This window comes from Micromonospora costi, assembly GCF_003626655.1.
Classification (GTDB): domain Bacteria; phylum Actinomycetota; class Actinomycetes; order Mycobacteriales; family Micromonosporaceae; genus Micromonospora; species Micromonospora costi.
Genome location: NZ_RBAN01000002.1, coordinates 36,238 through 52,867, shown reverse-complemented (window position 1 = coordinate 52,867; position 16,630 = coordinate 36,238). Strand labels below are relative to the sequence as shown.

The following is a 16,630-nucleotide window of genomic DNA, read 5'->3' as shown; positions in this document are numbered from 1 at the left end:
CGGACAGATCAGGTGGGGTCGTCGAGAGCGGCGACCTCGCGTACGGCCTCGGCGATGGCCGGGGCGTCCTTGCGCAGGATGGCGCCGTGGTTGCTGGCGACCTTCGCGCTGATCCTGATGTTCGGGTTGCGCTCGGTCACTGCGGTGAGGCCGGCGCGGATCCGTTCCTGCTCGTCACCCTTGCTTCCGAACGACGCCCCGGAAGCGACGACGTACCGCGTCGGCACGGTGATGTCGTCCAGCACCGGACCCAGCTCGCGCTCGCGGGCGATCCGGCCGAGCTCAATGTTGCTTTCCGCCTGCTGTTCGGCGGTCATCCGCGCGGCCAGGCCGAACGGGCGAAGGACCGGCGTGAACCAGCCGATCCGCCGGAACAGCTTCCGGATCCGCTGCTCGATCTCCTCGTTGAGCCAGTCGTACGGCTGCGCGCCGTCGACCAGGACCGCGCCCACGGCACGGTCCGGGTTCCGGCTGGCCCAGTGCGCCGCGACGAACGCCCCGTAGGACCAGCCCACCACCAGCGCCCGGCCCACGCCGCGGGCCGCGAGGACCGCGTCGACGTCGCGGACGGCGGCGGCGAAGGAATAGTCAGACGACGTCTTCGACTTCCTGCCGCGGGCTCGCTCGTCGTAGGTGATGTGCCGCCACTGTGGCCCCAGGCCGGCGATGACCCGCCGCCAGTACCCTTGGGTGGCGAACTGGCCGTTGAGGTAGATGACGGGGATGCCGGGGCCGCCGGTGTCGGTGACGGCCAGAGCGGTGTCGTCGACCGGCACCATGCCGGTCCACGCCGAGGGGGATGCTGTCATGGGGTTTCCTTCCGAAGGGACTCCTGATAGACGTCCGCGTAGGTGCGCGAGTCTTTGATCAAGTCGTCGCAGAAGGCGGCCACGTCGGTGCCGACGAGTTGCAGGACTCCTTTGCCGCCGGCGGCGCCCTGCTCGAAGAAGTCGACGATCTCGGCGAGCAGGTGTCCGTCGGCCAGGTCAACCGGCCCGACCTTGAACAGGTAGCGCTGCATCTCCTTGTAGACGATCTGGTAGTCCGGCGGGAGCGCCTTGACCCGGGCCATGTGCGCCCGCCACTGCTTCTTGCCCTCGATGATGTCTTGGATGCCCACGTCAGCCTCCCAGCCGAGCCAGTTTCCGTGCCACGTTCCTGTTCAACTGCTCGCGCCAGCGGTCGCGATAGGTCCGGGCCTGTTTGCCGCCGGCCAGCGCCGCGCAGAAGCCGGGGATGTCGTCGCCAAGCACCTCGCCGATGCTCTGCCCGTCCGCCGCTGTCTCTTCGAGCAGCCCCAGGGCGGCGTCGACGATCGGCGTCAGGTTGCGACCCGAGAAGTCCCCGTACGGGAAAAGGCTGCCCTTGATCTGTTCCCACGCCGCCTGGTAGTCGGCAGGCAACGCCTGCGCCCGAGCTTCGAATGCCTTCCATTCCCGGGTGAGATCACTGCCGGTGATGGTTTCCCAGAAGCTCATCTGCCGCCCTCCTTGAGCTTGTCGATGCGTGATGAGACGTACTGCCATTTCGCCCAGAACCGTGCGAGTTCCTCGCGCCCGGCGTCGTTGAGCGTGTAGAACTTGCGCGGTGGGCCCACCTCGGACGGCCGTTTTGTCACCTGGACCAGTCCGTTGCGCTCCAGCCGCAGCAGGATGGTGTACACCGTTCCGTCGATGACGTCGGCGAAGCCGAGTTCGTTCAGCCGGCGCGTGATGGCGTATCCGTAGGTCTCCTCGCCGTTGATGATTTCGAGCACGCATCCTTCGAGGGTGCCCTTGAGCATCTCCGTCAGGTCGTCCATCGCGCCTCCTCTCCAATCCAAATCCGGTACCCCGTACCACCGGGTACCGGTATACGGTAGCACCGAATACCGCTATGTGGTAGCACCGAGTACCGGGGTTCCTTGGCCCGGGCCTTTGGCCAGGCGTGCGTCACGCTCCGAGAGGGCAAGGCCCTGGCAGGAATGTGGGACCGGCAGCCGCGACCTGGATCGCATCGGCACCAGCGCCGCCGGCCTGACCGGCATGCAGGAAGGTCCAAGGCAACGTCGTCCGCGACCTCGCCGCCCTCAACCGCGTCGAGACCCTTCCCCGACGAGTGGGGCCTCATCCCCATCCGCTACGACCACTGGAGTCCGCCGACATCACACTGCTCGACGACATCGCCACCGTCAGCGCTGCAGGCGGCCCCGCAGAAGGCTGCCGACGCCTACCGCAGCGACCCTCGGCTGCCCGCCCCGGCCCCGCTTGCCCACGGCGGCCGACCCGGGCAGTAGCCTCCAAGTCCGGCAGCTCTCGCCGAGAACGTCCTGAAGACAGAACCGTTCACAATCCGAACAACACTCGCAGAGAAGGCAGTATGAAGCGCCCGTCGGGACACGGGCCCGGTAGGGCTTTGGGTCGGATTTCTGTATGGGATTCATCGGTGGATGCGCACCCCTTCAGCTGGTCGGTCAGCGGCGACCGGTGTCGGGTCGTCACGGTCTGCTGGGCGTCTGGCAGCCCAGAGGTTCGATCTCGCGGCGTTGTCGTGGTGGCAGGTCACCGGCCCGCCGCGCGCAGAGCGCGGCCGAGGCCGGGAAGGGAGCGGGTGGCCTGCTGCACAACGATCACCCGCACCGCGGCGCCGAGCATGTTCCCTCCGCCGCTGCTGCCCGTGGCCACGTAGCGGCGCATGAGGGCCGGGACCCGCAGCGTGGTCCAGAACATGACCATGACGACGAACAGGTTGATCACCCCGCCGGGTTCGACCGGTAGGCCCAGCGTGGGCAGCAGCTGCTGCGGGTCGGTGAGCATCCATTGCCCGGCATAGAGGGTGAAGCCCTGCACCACGGGTACCGCGAGGACGCCGGTGTAGGCGCGCCACCACAGGCGGGCGACCGGGTCGGTTTGCGGCAGCGCGTGGCATGCCAAGGCGAGCGGCGCGGCGGCGGTCAGGATGAGCACGACCGCGAAGCGGACGATCACGCTGAACGCGGTGCCCGCGAGCAGCACCGCGATGATCGCCACGCAGATCACGAACAGCAGCGCAGCGATCTCGTCCTGCCCGGCACTGATATGGGTCTCGACTGCCTTCAGCGCGCCGTCGCCGCCTGCGTCAGCGGCGGTGACGGCACCGGTGACGGCGTTGGCCAGGTCGATGAGCAGGCCGCACCACAGCTGCGAGAAGTGCGCGGCGACGAAACCGACGATCAGGCGGGGGAGGAGGTCCTTGATCGTGTAGCGGGAGGTCTCGTTGCCGCCGGCGCTCATGGTGAGCACTCCGGCGGCCAGGAACGCCAGGACGAAGACGGTGTCCACGACGAGCACGGAACGGCCGGTCAGGGCCTGCACCTGCGGCAAGCTCGTGACGTTCGGGGTGATCAGCAGAACGTCGCTGATCACCCCGAACAGCGCGTCCAGGGTCGCGAGGATCGCCGTGGCCAGCCAGTCCAAGAGCTGATCGAATACCAGGCCTGCCACGGCTGTCAGCCTCCGACGATGCCGCGCACGACCTGCAGCAGCACCGGCGCGAGCACGGCGAGGCCGTAGCCGACCAGGGCGTTCTTCAACGCTCCCTTGGCCCGCTCGACCTGCGCCGGGTCACCGCCGGCGGTGGCCCAGTAGACGCCGGCCAGAACGAGGAACAGGGTGGCCACGGCGGCGAGGATGCCCATCAGCCAGGACTGCAGGTTTCCGATGACGACGGGCAGGGAATTCGCCGCCCGGACCATCGGCGCGCCGGGGTCGCCGTGCGCGGCGGTGGGCGCGGACAGCACCAGCACCACCGCGGCGGTCACGGTGGCGGCGGTGCGGCGGATGGCGCGGTGGCGGGTGAGGGCACGAAGACGTGCCGGGGTGCGGAACATGGCGGGTCACCTCCGGCCCCTGACGGCCGTGCAACAGCTGTCAGTGGCGATCGCGGGGCGGACAGGAATGGGTAAACCGCCGCAGGGGAGCGGACCTGGGCAGCGCCACGGACGCGGACCGTCCCCGAGAGGAGCACGTCCTCCCTCGTCGGGTTGCGGTGTTCGATGAGGTGTCAGCGCATCAAACGGCGCGGCACCCGAGGCGCCCGGCACGCGACGCGGCCCGGCATGAGCCCGGTCCCCTGGCGGCGGGCGGAAGCCTGACCCGGCTCCGGCGTTGACGGCCTCCGGGGAACTTCCGCACCTTCAAACCGGCCGTTGTCAGCTCTGGCGAACGCCCTCTGGTCTGACACCGATCTGGCAGACCACCCATACAGGACCTGACAGAACAGCTTGGCGGTGTTTGCCGTTTCAGCGCGGCACCCCGGCGACACCATCCGGGCTCCGTACGCGCACCTGGGTGCAACAGGTGTCGCCGTACGGAACAGCATGCCTAACCGGGTGCACCCGGACGTGTACATGTCCATAGTGACGATCGATACAGGAGGTCCGGCAACCTGCCGTCGATCCGGCCATCGAACTCAACGACTACCGCTGTCTGAGCCGCGACCGCGGTAACTGAGGGTGACTTGGCGGGCCCGATCTGGCACGCACATCGCGGCATGACAGCGCGTTCCGTTGTGGTCTGCGCGGCCGATGGGACTTGCGTCTCGGGCCGGTGGTGCCGAGGTTGGGCGAGTTCCTACGACGGTGTGGTGGGTCTTGGGGCGACGGTGGGGATCGATGGAAGTCGGCGCAGGGCCTGGATGGCTAGTACGGCGAGCGGTACGCCTACCGCTATGACGGCGGCAACCTCCACGGAAGCGATCGTGGCGAGTGTTGTGCGCTGCGCCTGGTCGCTGTAGTCGGGCAGGGTTGCGGTTCGCAGGGCGAGCGTGGTTACGGCGAGCAGGGTTAGCGCCAGTGACCATGGCAGCGTGCGAGGCGGACGACGGGATACTCGAACGACCAGGTGGACCACCATGGCGGCAGTGACCGCCGCGCAGGACAGGCCCGGCCAGTCCAGGAGCCTCAGCGCCGGTGTGGTCGCCTGAATGGTGAACAGCGGCACGGGGACGAGGAGGATGCCGATCGGCAGCGCGAGGAGCCACGGGCGGCGCGGCACCGGTGGGGCGCCGTGGTGAAAGGCCGCCATCGCGAGTAGCAGGAAGACGTCGATGAGCCGCATCGCCCAGGGCGACACGGACAGCGGTACGTCACCGGTGGCTTGTTCCACGGCGGTGGTGATGGCCGGAGGCACGATGGCGAGCAGGGCGACCGCTTGGGCCACGCGCCGGTGTCCGAGGACAAGCGCGATGTAGGCCGGTAGCCAGGCGTAGCCGGCGAGATTCCACGCGGTGTGCCAGATGTTCGACGGCGGGCTGAGCGGCCATTCCACTGCAGGAGCCGGCAACCAGGCGATCTTCCCGGAGAGCCACAGTGTGACGGCGATGCTGGCGGTGACCATCACGGCGTGGGCCAGCATCGCCATCAGGGTCGCCAGTCGCACGGCTTGCCCCCAGGCGAACGAGCGGGGTGGCGCGTCAGCCCCGCCGAGACGCAAACGAACGGCGAGGGACACGATGCTGGCGACCTCGGACAGGCTCGGCCGGCCGTAGTCCATGACGTACGCGGTGGTTTCAGAGTCGCCGGTGTCCATGCTGTCCAGGAAGGCGGCGACCATGTCGTCTTCCCATTCCTGCCGGTAGGCGGCGGGCAGCAGCCGAAGAACGAACCGGTAGCGCTCCTCCAGCCGGCTCACGACGGCGTCCCCGTGATCGGGTTCCGCCGCTCGCGCAACCGGGTCGAGGCGAGGCGCGCGTTGGCGGCCAGCCGTTGAGCCTCTGCTTCGAGGGCATGGCGACCCCGCTCGGTCAACCGGTAGTACCGGCGTAACCGTCCTTGCCATGCCTCCTCGCGGTGCAGTTCGACCAGGCCATCACCGACGAGTCGGTCCAAGACCCCGTACAGGGAGCCGATCTTCAGCTGCACGCGGCCCCGCGACAGTTCCGCCACCTCCGCGACGATCCCGTAGCCGTGGCGCGGAGCGTCGAGCAGCGCGGTGAGGATGAAGAAGGCCGGTTCCGTCATCGCCCGAGAACTCATCCACCCAATATAGTGGAAGACAAGATATGCTGTGTGCCGGAAGCCGTGCTGGCGCCGGCGGGTTCACCGGGCCCCGGCACGCGCGGAGCCCACCACAAGAAGGAGTGATCATGGGCGACGGTGACGCGGCGGACGCCGGAGACCTGGGCGGGCCGGATTTCGCTCCTGCCCTACCGGCGGTGGAAAGCAGCGTCGTCGGCGCCCCACCCACAAACGGGGCGGCCATCGTCCTGGGTCCCGGATACAGCGGTCAGGTCCTACTGCCCCGGACCCCGCAACGGGTTCGGCCGCTGCCACCAGTCGCAAGCAGTGACCTTGGCGGCGCAGCTGGAGAGGATTCACGGGCAGCGCACCACGATCATCCGTAACGGGACCGGACGCCGAGCAAACGACCGCATCTCGGCTACTTGTTTCATCGACCTACGACCGTTGCCCGGCCAGGCTTCGGTCGAGGCGCCCGGGCTGTCGCTCTCATTTCGGCTGCCCACGTTGGTCGTGTGGCTCTCATTTGGCCAGAAGCGGATGCCTCATGCGGTCGAGGGCGGCGGGCCCGACCACTACGGTCGGGCCCGCAAAATAGCTCGGTGCTCAGGCGGCCATGCCTGTCGGCGCAGCGGGTATCTGGCCGGCGGCGACGACCGCAGCGCGGGTCCGCGCCCGGTGTGAGGCACTCGCGGCCAGTTCCGCAGCGGCCTGCGGGGACGGCACACCAGTGAGCACACCGGTGACCAGGGCCCGGGCGAGGCGCTCGTCGATGCGCCGCACCCGCATGCGCAGGGCGTCGACGGTGATGCCCATGGCGGCGGCGATCGGTTCGATCGCCCGCCGGCCCAGCCGCAGGTCGATGTAGGGCTGCTCATCGCAGGCGTCGAGAAGCCCGAGCGCGACCGCCCGCCGCACGAGCAGGTCGGGATGACCGTAGGGAACAGCGGGAGTGCGGGGCCCGGCTACGTGTTCCACATCGTCGACGGGCATCGCCTCACCGACACGCTGGCGCAGCGCGAACCCGGCTCGCCACCCGGCCATGCACAGCGACGCGTATGGCGCCGGCTTGGACAGGTCCACCCGGTCGCGCAGCGCCGCCAGGAATCCGGTGAGGATCTCGGCGTCAATGTCATAGGCGTCGCCGGACCAGCCGGCACGTAGCTGGCCGGCGCAGCGGCGCAGCGCCGGCAGCGCCATTCCCGCCGCAGCGACCACCCATGCCGGCCCCTCCAGCCGCGCCCGCAGGACCAGCTGCCGCCAGACGGCATCGCGTGCCGCGTAGGCGCGTGGGTGCGTCAGCAGCCAGCGGCGAAGTGTCGGGAGCGTCATGACGCCGCCCGGCAGGCCGGTGTCACCGTCCACCCCGTCAAGATCGAATGTCAGCGGTTCGGGGTCGCGTGTGAGTGCCGTGAAGGCGGCGTCGATGGCATCCAGCGGCGAGTCGGGCCAAATCGTGTCGGACGAAGCCATCTCAACAACTCCCGGTAACGAAGAAGGTCGACAGCACGCCGATGCGTGTTGTCTCGCGGTTGCGGTGACAGCGATTGCGCCACGACGGCCTGACAAGGCTCTGACACCGCTGCTGACCGAGGTCCCACCGGCGACGCGACATCCGCGAGCCGACAGGACGGGGTATCCGACACGACCTGACGGCATCGGTCATCCCTGATCGCGTCGACCTAGCCGGCCACCCCTCACCTGCGTGTTCCGCTGCCGCTTTCCCTTGTCAGAACGGCCAGTCGGCGAGGCCGGATGCCGGACGCCTGACAGGCGGGCGGTCTGACAGACACCACTGTCAGGCCCGGCGGATCTGACAGCCGGGGCCGTTGTCAGATCAGTAGAGTCGGACAACGAGCGGCGGACAGGCCGCCGTCGTCCAACACGGGGTCGGCGTGACGCGACGCGGGCTGGCATTGGCGCCGGGATGACTCTGACCGCCGCGCGTCCGTCGGCTGTCACAACCCCCCGGCGCCGGCGCAGCCACGGTGACAGAGCGGTGCAGGAGACAACACCGTGACCGACCGCGCCTCCTGTCAGCGCTGTCAAGCCTGCACCCTTCGCTGTCAGAGGCGTGTCAGACACCGGGGCGTTCGCCAGAGCTGACAGCGCCGGGTTTGAGGGTGTCAGCGCATCATCGCGCGGCGCGGAGCCGACATCACATGAGCGAGCACACGCCGCAGAACCGCAAGGACCCTGCCCACTCGGTCGGCCCGCAGCCGGTCGACCCGTACCCGATCGACCTGGTCGCCGGCGACCCGCCGGTCCCGATCACCGTGTGGCGCACCGCCCACGGTCCGTCAGACGTCGGCCGCAGCATCGGCGCCCGACTGGCCTACCGCCTCGTCGCCGCCTACACCCGCCCAGGTGATGTCGTCGTCGACCTCACCGCCGACCACGCCCTGGCCGCCGTCAGCGCGGCCGGAAGTCGCAGGCACCACCCGGCCTGGTTCACCGACGCGTCCAGCCTGATCGTCGGACCACCCAGCCCACCGGCGCGGCCCGACCCGGCCTCCCCGGGCGACGCCAGCAAGGTGCCGGACATGACCGCCTGGTTCGGTGATGACCTCACCGACCCCGCCCTACCCACCGAACCGTCCACATCCCCCGATCACACGCCCCTCCCCGGGGCGACGAGCCTGGTCGTGGTCTGCTGGCCGCTCGATGACGCCGACACGGTCAACCGGGTCCGGCTGGCGTGGCTGCTGACCGCGTGCGTGCGGCTACTGAGCCCCGGCGGCTGTCTCGTCCTCATCGTCACCGTTCCCACCGTCGCGACGGGCGGGCCGGAGGACTTCACCTCGATCGCCACCGCCGCCGCCGCGGTCGGCCTGGGCTACCTACAGCACATCGTTGCCGTCGCCGCCGACACCGACCGGGACGCGTTCGTCTACCACGTCACCGACGAGGAACTGCTCACCCTCACGCATCAAGCCGATCAGCGGCGGTGGGAGGTCGCGCACCTGCGCGTCCACGCCGACCTCCTCGTCTTCTCGCCGGTGGCAGGACCACACCGCGCGCCGGGACGGGGGTGAGCGCCGTGGCTGAGCCATCCGCGAGCCCCGCGGACCGCAACGGGCAGGACGAGGACACCTACCGCGGCCGGCACCGGAGCGACGAGGGCCGGCACCGCGACACCGACGGACGCCCCCACCCGGCCGTCCCGGAGGGCCTGTCGGTGTGGGCGACCGCCCAGCAGACCGGACCGGTGCAGCGGCGCGGCCGGTACCTGCCCGAGTCCGTCAAGCACCCCGCCAGGATGCTCCCGGCAATCGCCGCCCACGCGGTGCATGCCTACACCCATCCCGGCGACCTCGTCCTCGACCCGATGTGCGGGATCGGCACCACCCTCATCGAAGCGATCCACGCCGGCCGCGACGCCATCGGCGTCGAGTACGAGCCGCGCTGGGCCAACATCGCCGACGCCAACATCGCCCACGCTCACACCCAGGGTGCCAGCGCACGGGCGTCGGTGGTCCGCGGCGACGCCACACGACTCGCCTCGCTGCTACCCGCGGCATTGACCGGGCAGGTCGCCCTCGTCGTCACGTCACCGCCGTACGGGCCCACCGTGCACGGCCTCGTCCGCCCCACCCCAGATGGGGTGGCGAAGTTCGACAACGCCTACAACGACGGCGCCGACCGAGGGAACCTCGCCTACCGGGACCTCACCGGCCTCGCCGCCGGGTTCGAACAGATCCTGCGCGGCTGCGCAGCTCTGCTGCGCCCAGGCGGCACCGTCGTGGTCACCGCCCGACCGTGGCGAAAGAACGGCCAGCTCGTCGACCTGCCGTCCGCGGTCATCGCCGCCGGCGTCCGCGCCGGTCTCGCCCCCACGGAGCGATGCGTCGCCCTCCTCGCGGCCCTCCGCGACGGGCACCTCGTCGCCCGGCCGTCGTTTTTCCAGCTCCAGCAGGTCCGCAAGGCCCGCACCGCCGGCACACCGCTGCACCTGATCACCCACGAGGACGTGCTCATCTTCCGCCGCCCCTAAAACTCCGCGGGTTCCGGCGAACCCGGGCGTTCGCATGGCGAACCCGGGTGTCCGGTGGGCTTATCATGCCGCCTGGATTACCCGGGTTCGAGGCGACCGGGGTGGTCGAGGTAGCGCTCGTGAGGGCGGCCTGGCCGGTTAGCGATCGGGTGGGAAGCATTGCCATCCGTCGCATACGGCGATTCCCGTGAGCAGGTCGAGTCGTATCGCCTAGCGGTCGATCATCTGGGCTTCTAGCTGGTGCGGTAGCCCACAGCCTGGTTGACCATGTTCCGGCATTATGCCATCTTCTTGGTTGTCTAGACGACCTGGAGGATTGATGGCTAAGGCGCCCTTGTACGTACGCATCGAACGCGAGTTGCGGACCCGCTTGGCCCGAGCGCGGCCGGGTGACGTGGTGCCTGCGGAGTCGGTGCTCGCTCAGGAGTTCGGGGTTGCCCGGATGACCGTGCGGGCGGCGCTCAACGAGCTGGAGTCCGACGGTCTTATCGAGCGGATCCAGGGGCGGGGCACGTTCGTGCGGCAGCGACCCGAGCCGCGTGCCGCCGGGACATTGATGAGTTTCCAGGACCAGGTGCGTAGCTGGGGCCGCACTCCGGCGTCACGCCTGGTGGAAGCGGAGGTGCGGGCGGCGTCTGCCGAGGAGGCTGCGGCGTTGCAGTTGACCGCGGCGGTGCCGCAGGTGGTCTCGATCGTGCGGGTGCGGCTGGCCGATCAGGTTCCGCTGGCCGTCGAGTACGCCTGCTTCCCGTCCCACCTGAGCTCCTTGCTCGACCTCGATCTCGAAGCCGGATCGCTGCACCGCGCCCTGCATGAGAGGGGCCTTCGGCCCACGCTTGGTTCGTCGCGGCTGACCGCGCAGCGGGCCGGCGCCGATGGAGAGTTGCTGCACGTCCCGGCGGACGAGCCGCTGCTGGTCGAGACCCGCCTCATCGTCGACCAGCACTCAGCGCCGCTGGAGTACACCGTCAGCCGCTACGTCGGCGAACGCTACGACCTGCACGTCACCTTCGACGTGCAGCCACCCCTAACAGGAGAAACCCGATGAGCATCGCCAAGATGATCGACCACTCACTGCTGCGCCCCGAACTGACCCTCGACGACATCAAGCGCGGCTGCGAGATCGCCGCTCGTCGCGAGGTCGCCTCGGTCTGCGTCCGCCCGTCCGACGTCGAACTCGCCGCAGCCGCACTGGCGGGCACCGGGGTCCTGGTCGGGACGGTGGCCGGATTCCCGCACGGCGACACCCGCACCGCGATCAAGGCTGCCGAGACTCGCGCGCTGGTCGAGGCTGGCGCCGACGAGATCGACATGGTCCTGCACATCGGTCGGCTGCGCGATGGTGACACCGGCTACGTGCTCGACGACATCGCCGCGGTCGTCGCCGCCGCGGGGGGCCGGGTGGTCAAGGTGATCCTGGAGAACGCCTACCTCACCGACGAGGAGAAGACGCTCGGCTGCCGACTCACCGAGCAGGCGGGCGCTCACTTCGTCAAGACCAGCACCGGGTTCGCCCCGGGCGGCGCCACCCTCGCCGACATCCAGCTGATGCGCGCTGCGGTATCCCCGCACGTCCAGGTCAAAGCCGCCGGTGGAGTCCGTAGTCTCGACACCCTGCTCACGCTGCACGAGGCCGGAGCGACCCGGTTCGGCGCGACCGCCACCGAAGCCATCCTCGACGACCTCGCCGCCCGCGAGCGTGGGGAACTCCCGGCCGCTACCACGTCGGCAGCAGATGGCGGCTACTGACGAAACGACCAAGGCGCGCACGCGGTAGCCGGATCATGGGACGCGGCTAGATGGCTCGTTGAGCAGGTGGGCGCGCGTTGGTGGCCTACCGGATCGCGGTGCCTTCGCTGAAGCCGAAGACGGCGGCCAGGTGTAGCGAGTCGGCGCCGGCGGTGATGGCTTCCTCGAGCTGGCGGTCGATGCGTAGCCGTTGCTGGCACCGTCGTTCGTGGAATGGCTCATGGGCCTACCCGCTCACTGGGTCACCGGCCCCACGCCCGATCTCCCCCGCACCGGCGCGTTGCGCGTCCTCGGCAACGGCGTCGTCCCCGCCCAAGCGGCGACCGCCCTGCGTCTCCTGCTCTGCCGTCATGCCGTGAGCGTGCCGAACGCGAACCGTCGGGTGATCGAAGGCCAGACCCACGTGGCCGCCCCCGGGGTGCTCGCGCCCGCGCTCGAGTGGTTCTTCAGCCGTTGACGACGGGCACCATCGGATGCGGGCGAGTCGGGGCCGCTAGCCCGCGTCGACGGCACCGGTCGGGGCGCGCATCCTCCCGAATGTGCAGCATACGCCGTACCCACCGTAGGAGGGACGTGGAGGCGAGCTGGCACCAGCTTGGACCGCCGCCATGGGCGCGACCTGAGCGGCCGCGCCCATGGACGGGTCTGCGCCTTGCTGTCACATCCGTCGGGCGCCCGGCTTACCGTCGTCGGTCACGAACGTGGCGAGGGTGTACATCGGTGCGTCGGGGTTCAGGACGGTGTCGGAGACTCGGAAGTCGACCCGCCACTGCTCCGGAGTGACGTCGACCTGCATGTAGCCCCGTTGATTGTTGGAGAACATCATGTGCGGGTTGTCCGCGGTGGGGCCGTAGATGGTCGTGGCGGGGCCGTCACCACCGCTGCTGATCGAGGTGCCAAGGTACTCGGTGGCCAGCGTCGCGGAGGTTGGGTCGCTGAAACCGGCCTTGAGATTGAAGACCCAGTTGCGGTGCGCGTCTCCGGTGATGACGATCGGGTTGGACGGCCTGTGCGTGGCGATGAACTGGAGCAGCTGGTCGCGGTCGGCGACGTAGCCCTCTCCCCAACTATCTACCGAGTCGTAGACCACTCCCGGTCCGGCTTTGTGGTCGAACGGCGCGAACTTGGTCTGGTTTCCGATGATGTTCCATCGGGCGGTCGACGTCGCCAAGCCTTCTTGGAGCCACTGCTCCTGGGCGTCGCCGAGGATTGTGCGGGTCGGGTCAAGGGCACCGGGGGAGTAGCCGTTGATGGCTTGGGAGTTGCTCCACTTGGCCTGGTCAGAGCGGTACTGCCGAGTGTCGAGCAGATGGAACTGAGCGAGATCGCCATAGCGCACGCGACGGTACAGTCGCATGTTCGGGCCGTCCGGCAGGGACGATCGCCGCAGTGGCATGTTCTCGTAGTACGCCTGATAGGCGGCGGCGCGACGGGCGAGGAACACGTCACCCGACGCACCGCCGCCGATGTCATTGGCGTAGTTGTTGGTCACCTCGTGGTCGTCGGGGATGACGATGAAGGGCGCCGAGCTGTGGGCGTCCTGCAAGTGCGGGTCGGTCTTGTACTGTGCGTGCCGGATGCGATACTCGGCCAGGGTCATGATCTCGACGTTGGGCACGTGGGGTCGGTTGATCGCCGGGTTGCCGGCGGAGGGTCCCTGATAGATGTAGTCGCCGAGGTGAACGACCAGGTCCAGGTCCTGGGTGGCGATGTCGCGGTAGCCGACGAAGTAGCCGGCCGGGTAGTTCTGGCAGCTGGTGACAGCGAGCCGCAGCCGTGCGACGGACGCGTCGAAGGCCGGGGCCGTCTTGGTCCGGCCCACCGGGCTGACTACCGGCCCGAAGTGGAATCGGTAGAAGTACTCGCGTGCTGGCGCCAGTCCGGAAAGCTCGACGTGTACCGAGTGACCGAACTCCGGTGTGGCCTCAACCGCCCCCCGGCGGATGATCCGGGAGAACCTCTCGTCCTCGGCTACCTCGTAACGGACCCCGAACGTCTCCGGGGGCATGCCGCCGTTGCCGTCTGCGGCGAGTGGATCAGGGGCGAGTCGGGTCCAGAGGACCACGCCATCCGGTAGGGGGTCGCCGGACGCTACGCCCAGGCTGAAAGGGTTGTCGAAGAAGGGCGGACTGGCTGCCGCCCCGGCGGGCCGGGCGACGGCGCCGCCGACAACTGCGGCCGCCGTTCCGAGTCCTCCCAGGGCCAACAGGTTTCGCCGGCTCAGGCCAGAGATGCTGGAGTGCGCGGCATCCGGGTGGCTCATATTGGTTTCGCCGTCCTTCCCATTCTGATCACAGGTCGGGGGCGACGTGAAGGTCAGCTGCGCGCCGGCAGCGTTGTTTACGGTCAGCCTCGACTGGGTGATAGGAGCGGGACCTGAGGTCCCACCGAGTCTCGGCCGCAGCAGCGGCACGCCAATCACCGCCAGCCCGACAATTTCGTGTCCGACCGTTGCAGGCGGCGGCACAGATCCGATCAACGGGACGCAACCGGCAGGGAAACGATGGCTTGACAAATGATCTTCAGTGACCGGACTCGCGCCCCTCGTAGTTTTGCGGCGCTGGCCTGGACACCCGTAGGGCCTCGCCCCTAATCGAAGCCCATCAGACTCAACCTGGGCTGAGGAGTGCCTGTCAGGGCTGAAGGCGAGCGCTGGCTGTCCCCAGCCGGCGCTGACAACTCGAGTCGATCCTGGCTACGCCTGCTGTTCGTGGCAGATGAGCTGTGGACAAACGGGCTCGGCTGACCGACAGCGGCCCGGTGTCGGTGTCGGCTCGGGGCGCGGACGGCGAGCAACCGGGGTGCCATGAGCGACCAACCCGGCGATGGAGCGGACGATCACGGACGCTTACGCCATGTCGGGTTCGAGGACCAGGAGGTGGACCAGGGGCCGAGGACGACTCGTTATGCGTAGGTCGGCGAGCCAACGGATCCAAGGGCGGCCGGCCACCAGCCTTCGACCCGCACCTTCACCAGTAACGTCGCGCCGTTGGAGTGCGGCATCAACCGCCTCAACCGAAACCGGGCCGTGGCCACCCGCTTCGACAAGCTAACCGTGCGCTACGGGACCACCATCCACCTCGCCGCCGTCAATCAATGGCCGCAGCCGACTTCGACGCAGGCGCTAGTGGCGACCTCACAGACATGCCGAGCAAGCAAAATGTGGAGGCACAGCGGGCCGCAGCCGAGCCGGGAAACCCTGAGACTAACGACGAGCGGGGAGGATTGTCATGGCGGACGAATACGGACGTATCATGGGTGATCCCCAGAACCCGGATGATTATTCGCGGATCATGGGCGCCGAGGCCAAGAACGATGACTTCGGTCGCATCTACTGGCGCACAAAGATCAAGCTGGCCGTCGCGATGGCTGTTTTGGGCGGCGGGTGCATCCTGTTTGGCCTGCTACTGCAATGGGTGGAACGGCATTGATCTTGGACTCATTGCCGAATCCACATCGTCGCCATCGATGAGTGGCTGCGACCGACGTCGACACAGACCCTCCGATCGTCGGAGGCTTCGTGCCCCCACCGCTGTGAACAGCAGCAAGATCGCCAGGTGCGGTGGTTGGCACGGACCATCATGCTGTGCTGCCCTGTAGAACGTGCCAGGTCTCTCCCGAGGGGCCTTGCCGAACTGGTCGGTGAACCGCTTGCCGTTGTCGGTGAGGACGTCTTCGGGCACCCCGAAGTTGCAGCGCGTCGGCGAAGGCCAGGCAGACGCCCCTGCCGGTCGCCCGACGCACGACTTGGGCGATGTCACGGCGCCATACGCGCCGGGCGGCGCTGCGTTCCAGCGCTTCGGCCAGCTCGTCGTCGGGTTTCGCTCGTCGGCCGGCGCGGTCCGGATACGGCCGAGCGCACGAGCGGATGCCGGAACCGGAGTTCGCCGGTCGCCTGCTGCAACGGGCTGGCCCGGACAAGCCCCTCGACCGCGGCGACCAGACATCACTCGGCCCAACCGCCGTCCCGTCAGCTCCTGCGCGGGTACGTGCCTCGCGGCCGCGCCGACATTCAGGCAGTCGAGGTCACTCTCCATAGCCTGTCTCACCTGGTATTCGAGGTCCTCAGGCAGGGCGTAGGTGCCGAGCAGGCCCAGCGCCATGAGCGTCTGTTGAACTTCGAGCGCCTCGACCTGCCGGAGGGGTCAACGCTAGGCGGAATTGGCTCGTCAGAGAAGTAGGCCATTAAGGAATTAGTAACTCCGTGCGATAGTCGGCCGCCAGCGTGGCAGCACGATTCTGGCGCTCGGCCTGCTCCTCGCCGGTGAGAGCCGGCGGCGCCGCCGTGGGACCGTCGACCGCGTCGCCCACGCGCACGAAGTACTCGTCCTGGCCAGCCGGGGCGCACATGCAAAGCATCCGCGCGGGCTGATCGAAGGAGTTACGGAAGAAATGCGGCGCGTTGGCCGGAATGTTGATCGTCTCCCCGGCCCGGACCGTAGTCCGTTGTTCCCGAATGGTGAACTCCACCGCCCCCTCAAGCAGAGTAAACATCTCCTCGAAGTCGTGCCGGTGCGGTGGCGGCCCACCGCCTGGCGGAACCCGCATACCGATCAGGCAGTACCGGCCGGCCGTCTGCTCGCCGCTGACGAGGATGGTGTAGGTGCCGCCAGCGATGGCAACATGGTCCAGGCTCGGATCATCGGGCCGGGCGTGGACGAGGGTACGGTTCGGGTCATCGGGTGGAATCGCGGCATTGGCCACCGGCTCTCTCCTCAATCGTCGGGCCTGGGCGTAAGTACCGCACAGGCCTCTAGCTAAACCGGCGCCCTCGGCTCCGGGTGCGCCACTCGAGGGCAGAACCGCTGACTTGAACCGGATTGCCGGCGAGGCGCTGCCGACGGCCCGATGCACAGATCGCCATCCTCAACCGGTTGGTTCGCCGAGGGCTGCGATGATGTCGCCGGTTGCGG

17 protein-coding genes are annotated in these 16,630 nt (G+C 68.7%); 6 read left to right on the top strand and 11 right to left on the bottom strand.

Annotated elements, in window-relative coordinates; all coding sequences use genetic code 11:
* Nucleotides 1-8: 8 nt before the first annotated feature.
* The 9 genes from D7193_RS11160 to D7193_RS11120 all read right to left on the bottom strand — a co-directional run bounded on the left by D7193_RS11160 (nt 9) and on the right by D7193_RS11120 (nt 7,447).
* Entirely contained in the window at nt 9-809 is an 801-nt protein-coding gene (locus D7193_RS11160) for an alpha/beta fold hydrolase (RefSeq protein WP_120779444.1), read from the bottom strand.
* The gene (locus D7193_RS11155; RefSeq protein ID WP_120779443.1) at nt 806-1,120 is read right to left on the bottom strand and encodes a DUF1048 domain-containing protein; all 315 of its coding nucleotides are present in this window, start codon (nt 1,118-1,120) and stop codon (nt 806-808) included. The genes D7193_RS11160 and D7193_RS11155 overlap by 4 nt, the downstream gene beginning before the upstream one ends.
* Nucleotide 1,121: 1 nt before the next feature.
* Nucleotides 1,122-1,478, bottom strand: coding sequence for a DUF1048 domain-containing protein (locus D7193_RS11150; RefSeq protein ID WP_120779442.1), 357 nt, complete (start codon nt 1,476-1,478; stop codon nt 1,122-1,124).
* Nucleotides 1,475-1,801 carry a PadR family transcriptional regulator gene (locus tag D7193_RS11145; protein WP_120779441.1) on the bottom strand — a complete coding sequence of 109 codons (327 nt, stop codon included), beginning with the start codon at nt 1,799-1,801 and terminating at the stop codon, nt 1,475-1,477. The genes D7193_RS11150 and D7193_RS11145 overlap by 4 nt, the downstream gene beginning before the upstream one ends.
* Before the next feature lie 739 nt (nt 1,802-2,540).
* Nucleotides 2,541-3,461 (bottom strand): TrbL/VirB6 family protein, encoded by a 921-nt coding sequence (locus D7193_RS11140; RefSeq protein ID WP_120779440.1) that lies wholly within the window; start codon nt 3,459-3,461, stop codon nt 2,541-2,543.
* Nucleotides 3,462-3,466: 5 nt separating this feature from the next.
* Complete coding sequence (locus D7193_RS11135) at nt 3,467-3,847, bottom strand: pilin (RefSeq protein WP_120779439.1); 381 nt, start codon at nt 3,845-3,847, stop codon at nt 3,467-3,469.
* 742 nt (nt 3,848-4,589) lie between these two features.
* A complete protein-coding gene (locus D7193_RS11130) occupies nt 4,590-5,648 on the bottom strand; it encodes a hypothetical protein (protein WP_120779438.1) in 1,059 nt (352 codons plus the stop codon).
* Nucleotides 5,645-5,977: a PadR family transcriptional regulator gene (locus D7193_RS11125; protein WP_120779437.1), complete on the bottom strand. Its 333-nt coding sequence runs from the start codon at nt 5,975-5,977 to the stop codon at nt 5,645-5,647. Before D7193_RS11125 ends, D7193_RS11130 begins: the two co-directional genes overlap by 4 nt.
* A 603-nt stretch (nt 5,978-6,580) precedes the next feature.
* Nucleotides 6,581-7,447, bottom strand: coding sequence for a hypothetical protein (locus tag D7193_RS11120; protein ID WP_120779436.1), 867 nt, complete (start codon nt 7,445-7,447; stop codon nt 6,581-6,583).
* Nucleotides 7,448-8,136: 689 nt separating this feature from the next.
* Between D7193_RS11120 and D7193_RS11115 the strand changes: the two genes are divergently transcribed.
* The 5 genes from D7193_RS11115 (at nt 8,137) to D7193_RS11090 (ending at nt 12,174) form a co-directional block, all read left to right on the top strand.
* Nucleotides 8,137-9,009, top strand: coding sequence for a hypothetical protein (locus D7193_RS11115; protein WP_120779435.1), 873 nt, complete (start codon nt 8,137-8,139; stop codon nt 9,007-9,009).
* Between the two features lie 5 nt (nt 9,010-9,014).
* The gene (locus D7193_RS11110) at nt 9,015-9,968 is read left to right on the top strand and encodes a TRM11 family SAM-dependent methyltransferase (protein ID WP_377456329.1); all 954 of its coding nucleotides are present in this window, start codon (nt 9,015-9,017) and stop codon (nt 9,966-9,968) included.
* 319 nt (nt 9,969-10,287) lie between these two features.
* Nucleotides 10,288-11,016 carry a GntR family transcriptional regulator gene (locus tag D7193_RS11105; RefSeq protein WP_120779433.1) on the top strand — a complete coding sequence of 243 codons (729 nt, stop codon included), beginning with the start codon at nt 10,288-10,290 and terminating at the stop codon, nt 11,014-11,016.
* The gene (gene deoC / locus D7193_RS11100; protein ID WP_120779432.1) at nt 11,013-11,717 is read left to right on the top strand and encodes a deoxyribose-phosphate aldolase; all 705 of its coding nucleotides are present in this window, start codon (nt 11,013-11,015) and stop codon (nt 11,715-11,717) included. Before D7193_RS11105 ends, deoC begins: the two co-directional genes overlap by 4 nt.
* Before the next feature lie 220 nt (nt 11,718-11,937).
* A complete protein-coding gene (locus D7193_RS11090) occupies nt 11,938-12,174 on the top strand; it encodes a hypothetical protein (RefSeq protein ID WP_147434359.1) in 237 nt (78 codons plus the stop codon).
* 201 nt (nt 12,175-12,375) lie between these two features.
* Here the strand turns inward: D7193_RS11090 and D7193_RS11085 are convergent, their stop codons facing one another.
* Nucleotides 12,376-14,130, bottom strand: coding sequence for an alkaline phosphatase D family protein (locus D7193_RS11085; protein WP_206611883.1), 1,755 nt, complete (start codon nt 14,128-14,130; stop codon nt 12,376-12,378).
* A gap of 817 nt (nt 14,131-14,947) precedes the next feature.
* On the opposite strand from D7193_RS11085, the gene D7193_RS33195 reads away from it, so the two are divergent.
* A complete protein-coding gene (locus D7193_RS33195; protein ID WP_147434358.1) occupies nt 14,948-15,148 on the top strand; it encodes a hypothetical protein in 201 nt (66 codons plus the stop codon).
* 754 nt (nt 15,149-15,902) lie between these two features.
* Here the strand turns inward: D7193_RS33195 and D7193_RS11065 are convergent.
* Nucleotides 15,903-16,421, bottom strand: a complete 519-nt coding sequence (locus D7193_RS11065; RefSeq protein WP_120779428.1) for a cupin domain-containing protein — start codon at nt 16,419-16,421, stop codon at nt 15,903-15,905.
* Nucleotides 16,422-16,630 lie beyond the last annotated feature (209 nt).

Coding starts and splice junctions, on each gene's coding strand:
- D7193_RS11135 (WP_120779439.1), bottom strand. CDS start 3,847: ATGTTCCGCACCCCGGCACGTCTTCGTGCCCTCACCCGCCACCGCGCC.
- D7193_RS11125 (WP_120779437.1), bottom strand. CDS start 5,977: ATGACGGAACCGGCCTTCTTCATCCTCACCGCGCTGCTCGACGCTCCG.
- deoC (WP_120779432.1), top strand. CDS start 11,013: ATGAGCATCGCCAAGATGATCGACCACTCACTGCTGCGCCCCGAACTG.
- D7193_RS11160 (WP_120779444.1), bottom strand. CDS start 809: ATGACAGCATCCCCCTCGGCGTGGACCGGCATGGTGCCGGTCGACGAC.
- D7193_RS11150 (WP_120779442.1), bottom strand. CDS start 1,478: ATGAGCTTCTGGGAAACCATCACCGGCAGTGATCTCACCCGGGAATGG.
- D7193_RS11120 (WP_120779436.1), bottom strand. CDS start 7,447: ATGGCTTCGTCCGACACGATTTGGCCCGACTCGCCGCTGGATGCCATC.
- D7193_RS11145 (WP_120779441.1), bottom strand. CDS start 1,801: ATGGACGACCTGACGGAGATGCTCAAGGGCACCCTCGAAGGATGCGTG.
- D7193_RS11115 (WP_120779435.1), top strand. CDS start 8,137: ATGAGCGAGCACACGCCGCAGAACCGCAAGGACCCTGCCCACTCGGTC.
- D7193_RS11090 (WP_147434359.1), top strand. CDS start 11,938: ATGGGCCTACCCGCTCACTGGGTCACCGGCCCCACGCCCGATCTCCCC.
- D7193_RS33195 (WP_147434358.1), top strand. CDS start 14,948: ATGGCGGACGAATACGGACGTATCATGGGTGATCCCCAGAACCCGGAT.
- D7193_RS11105 (WP_120779433.1), top strand. CDS start 10,288: ATGGCTAAGGCGCCCTTGTACGTACGCATCGAACGCGAGTTGCGGACC.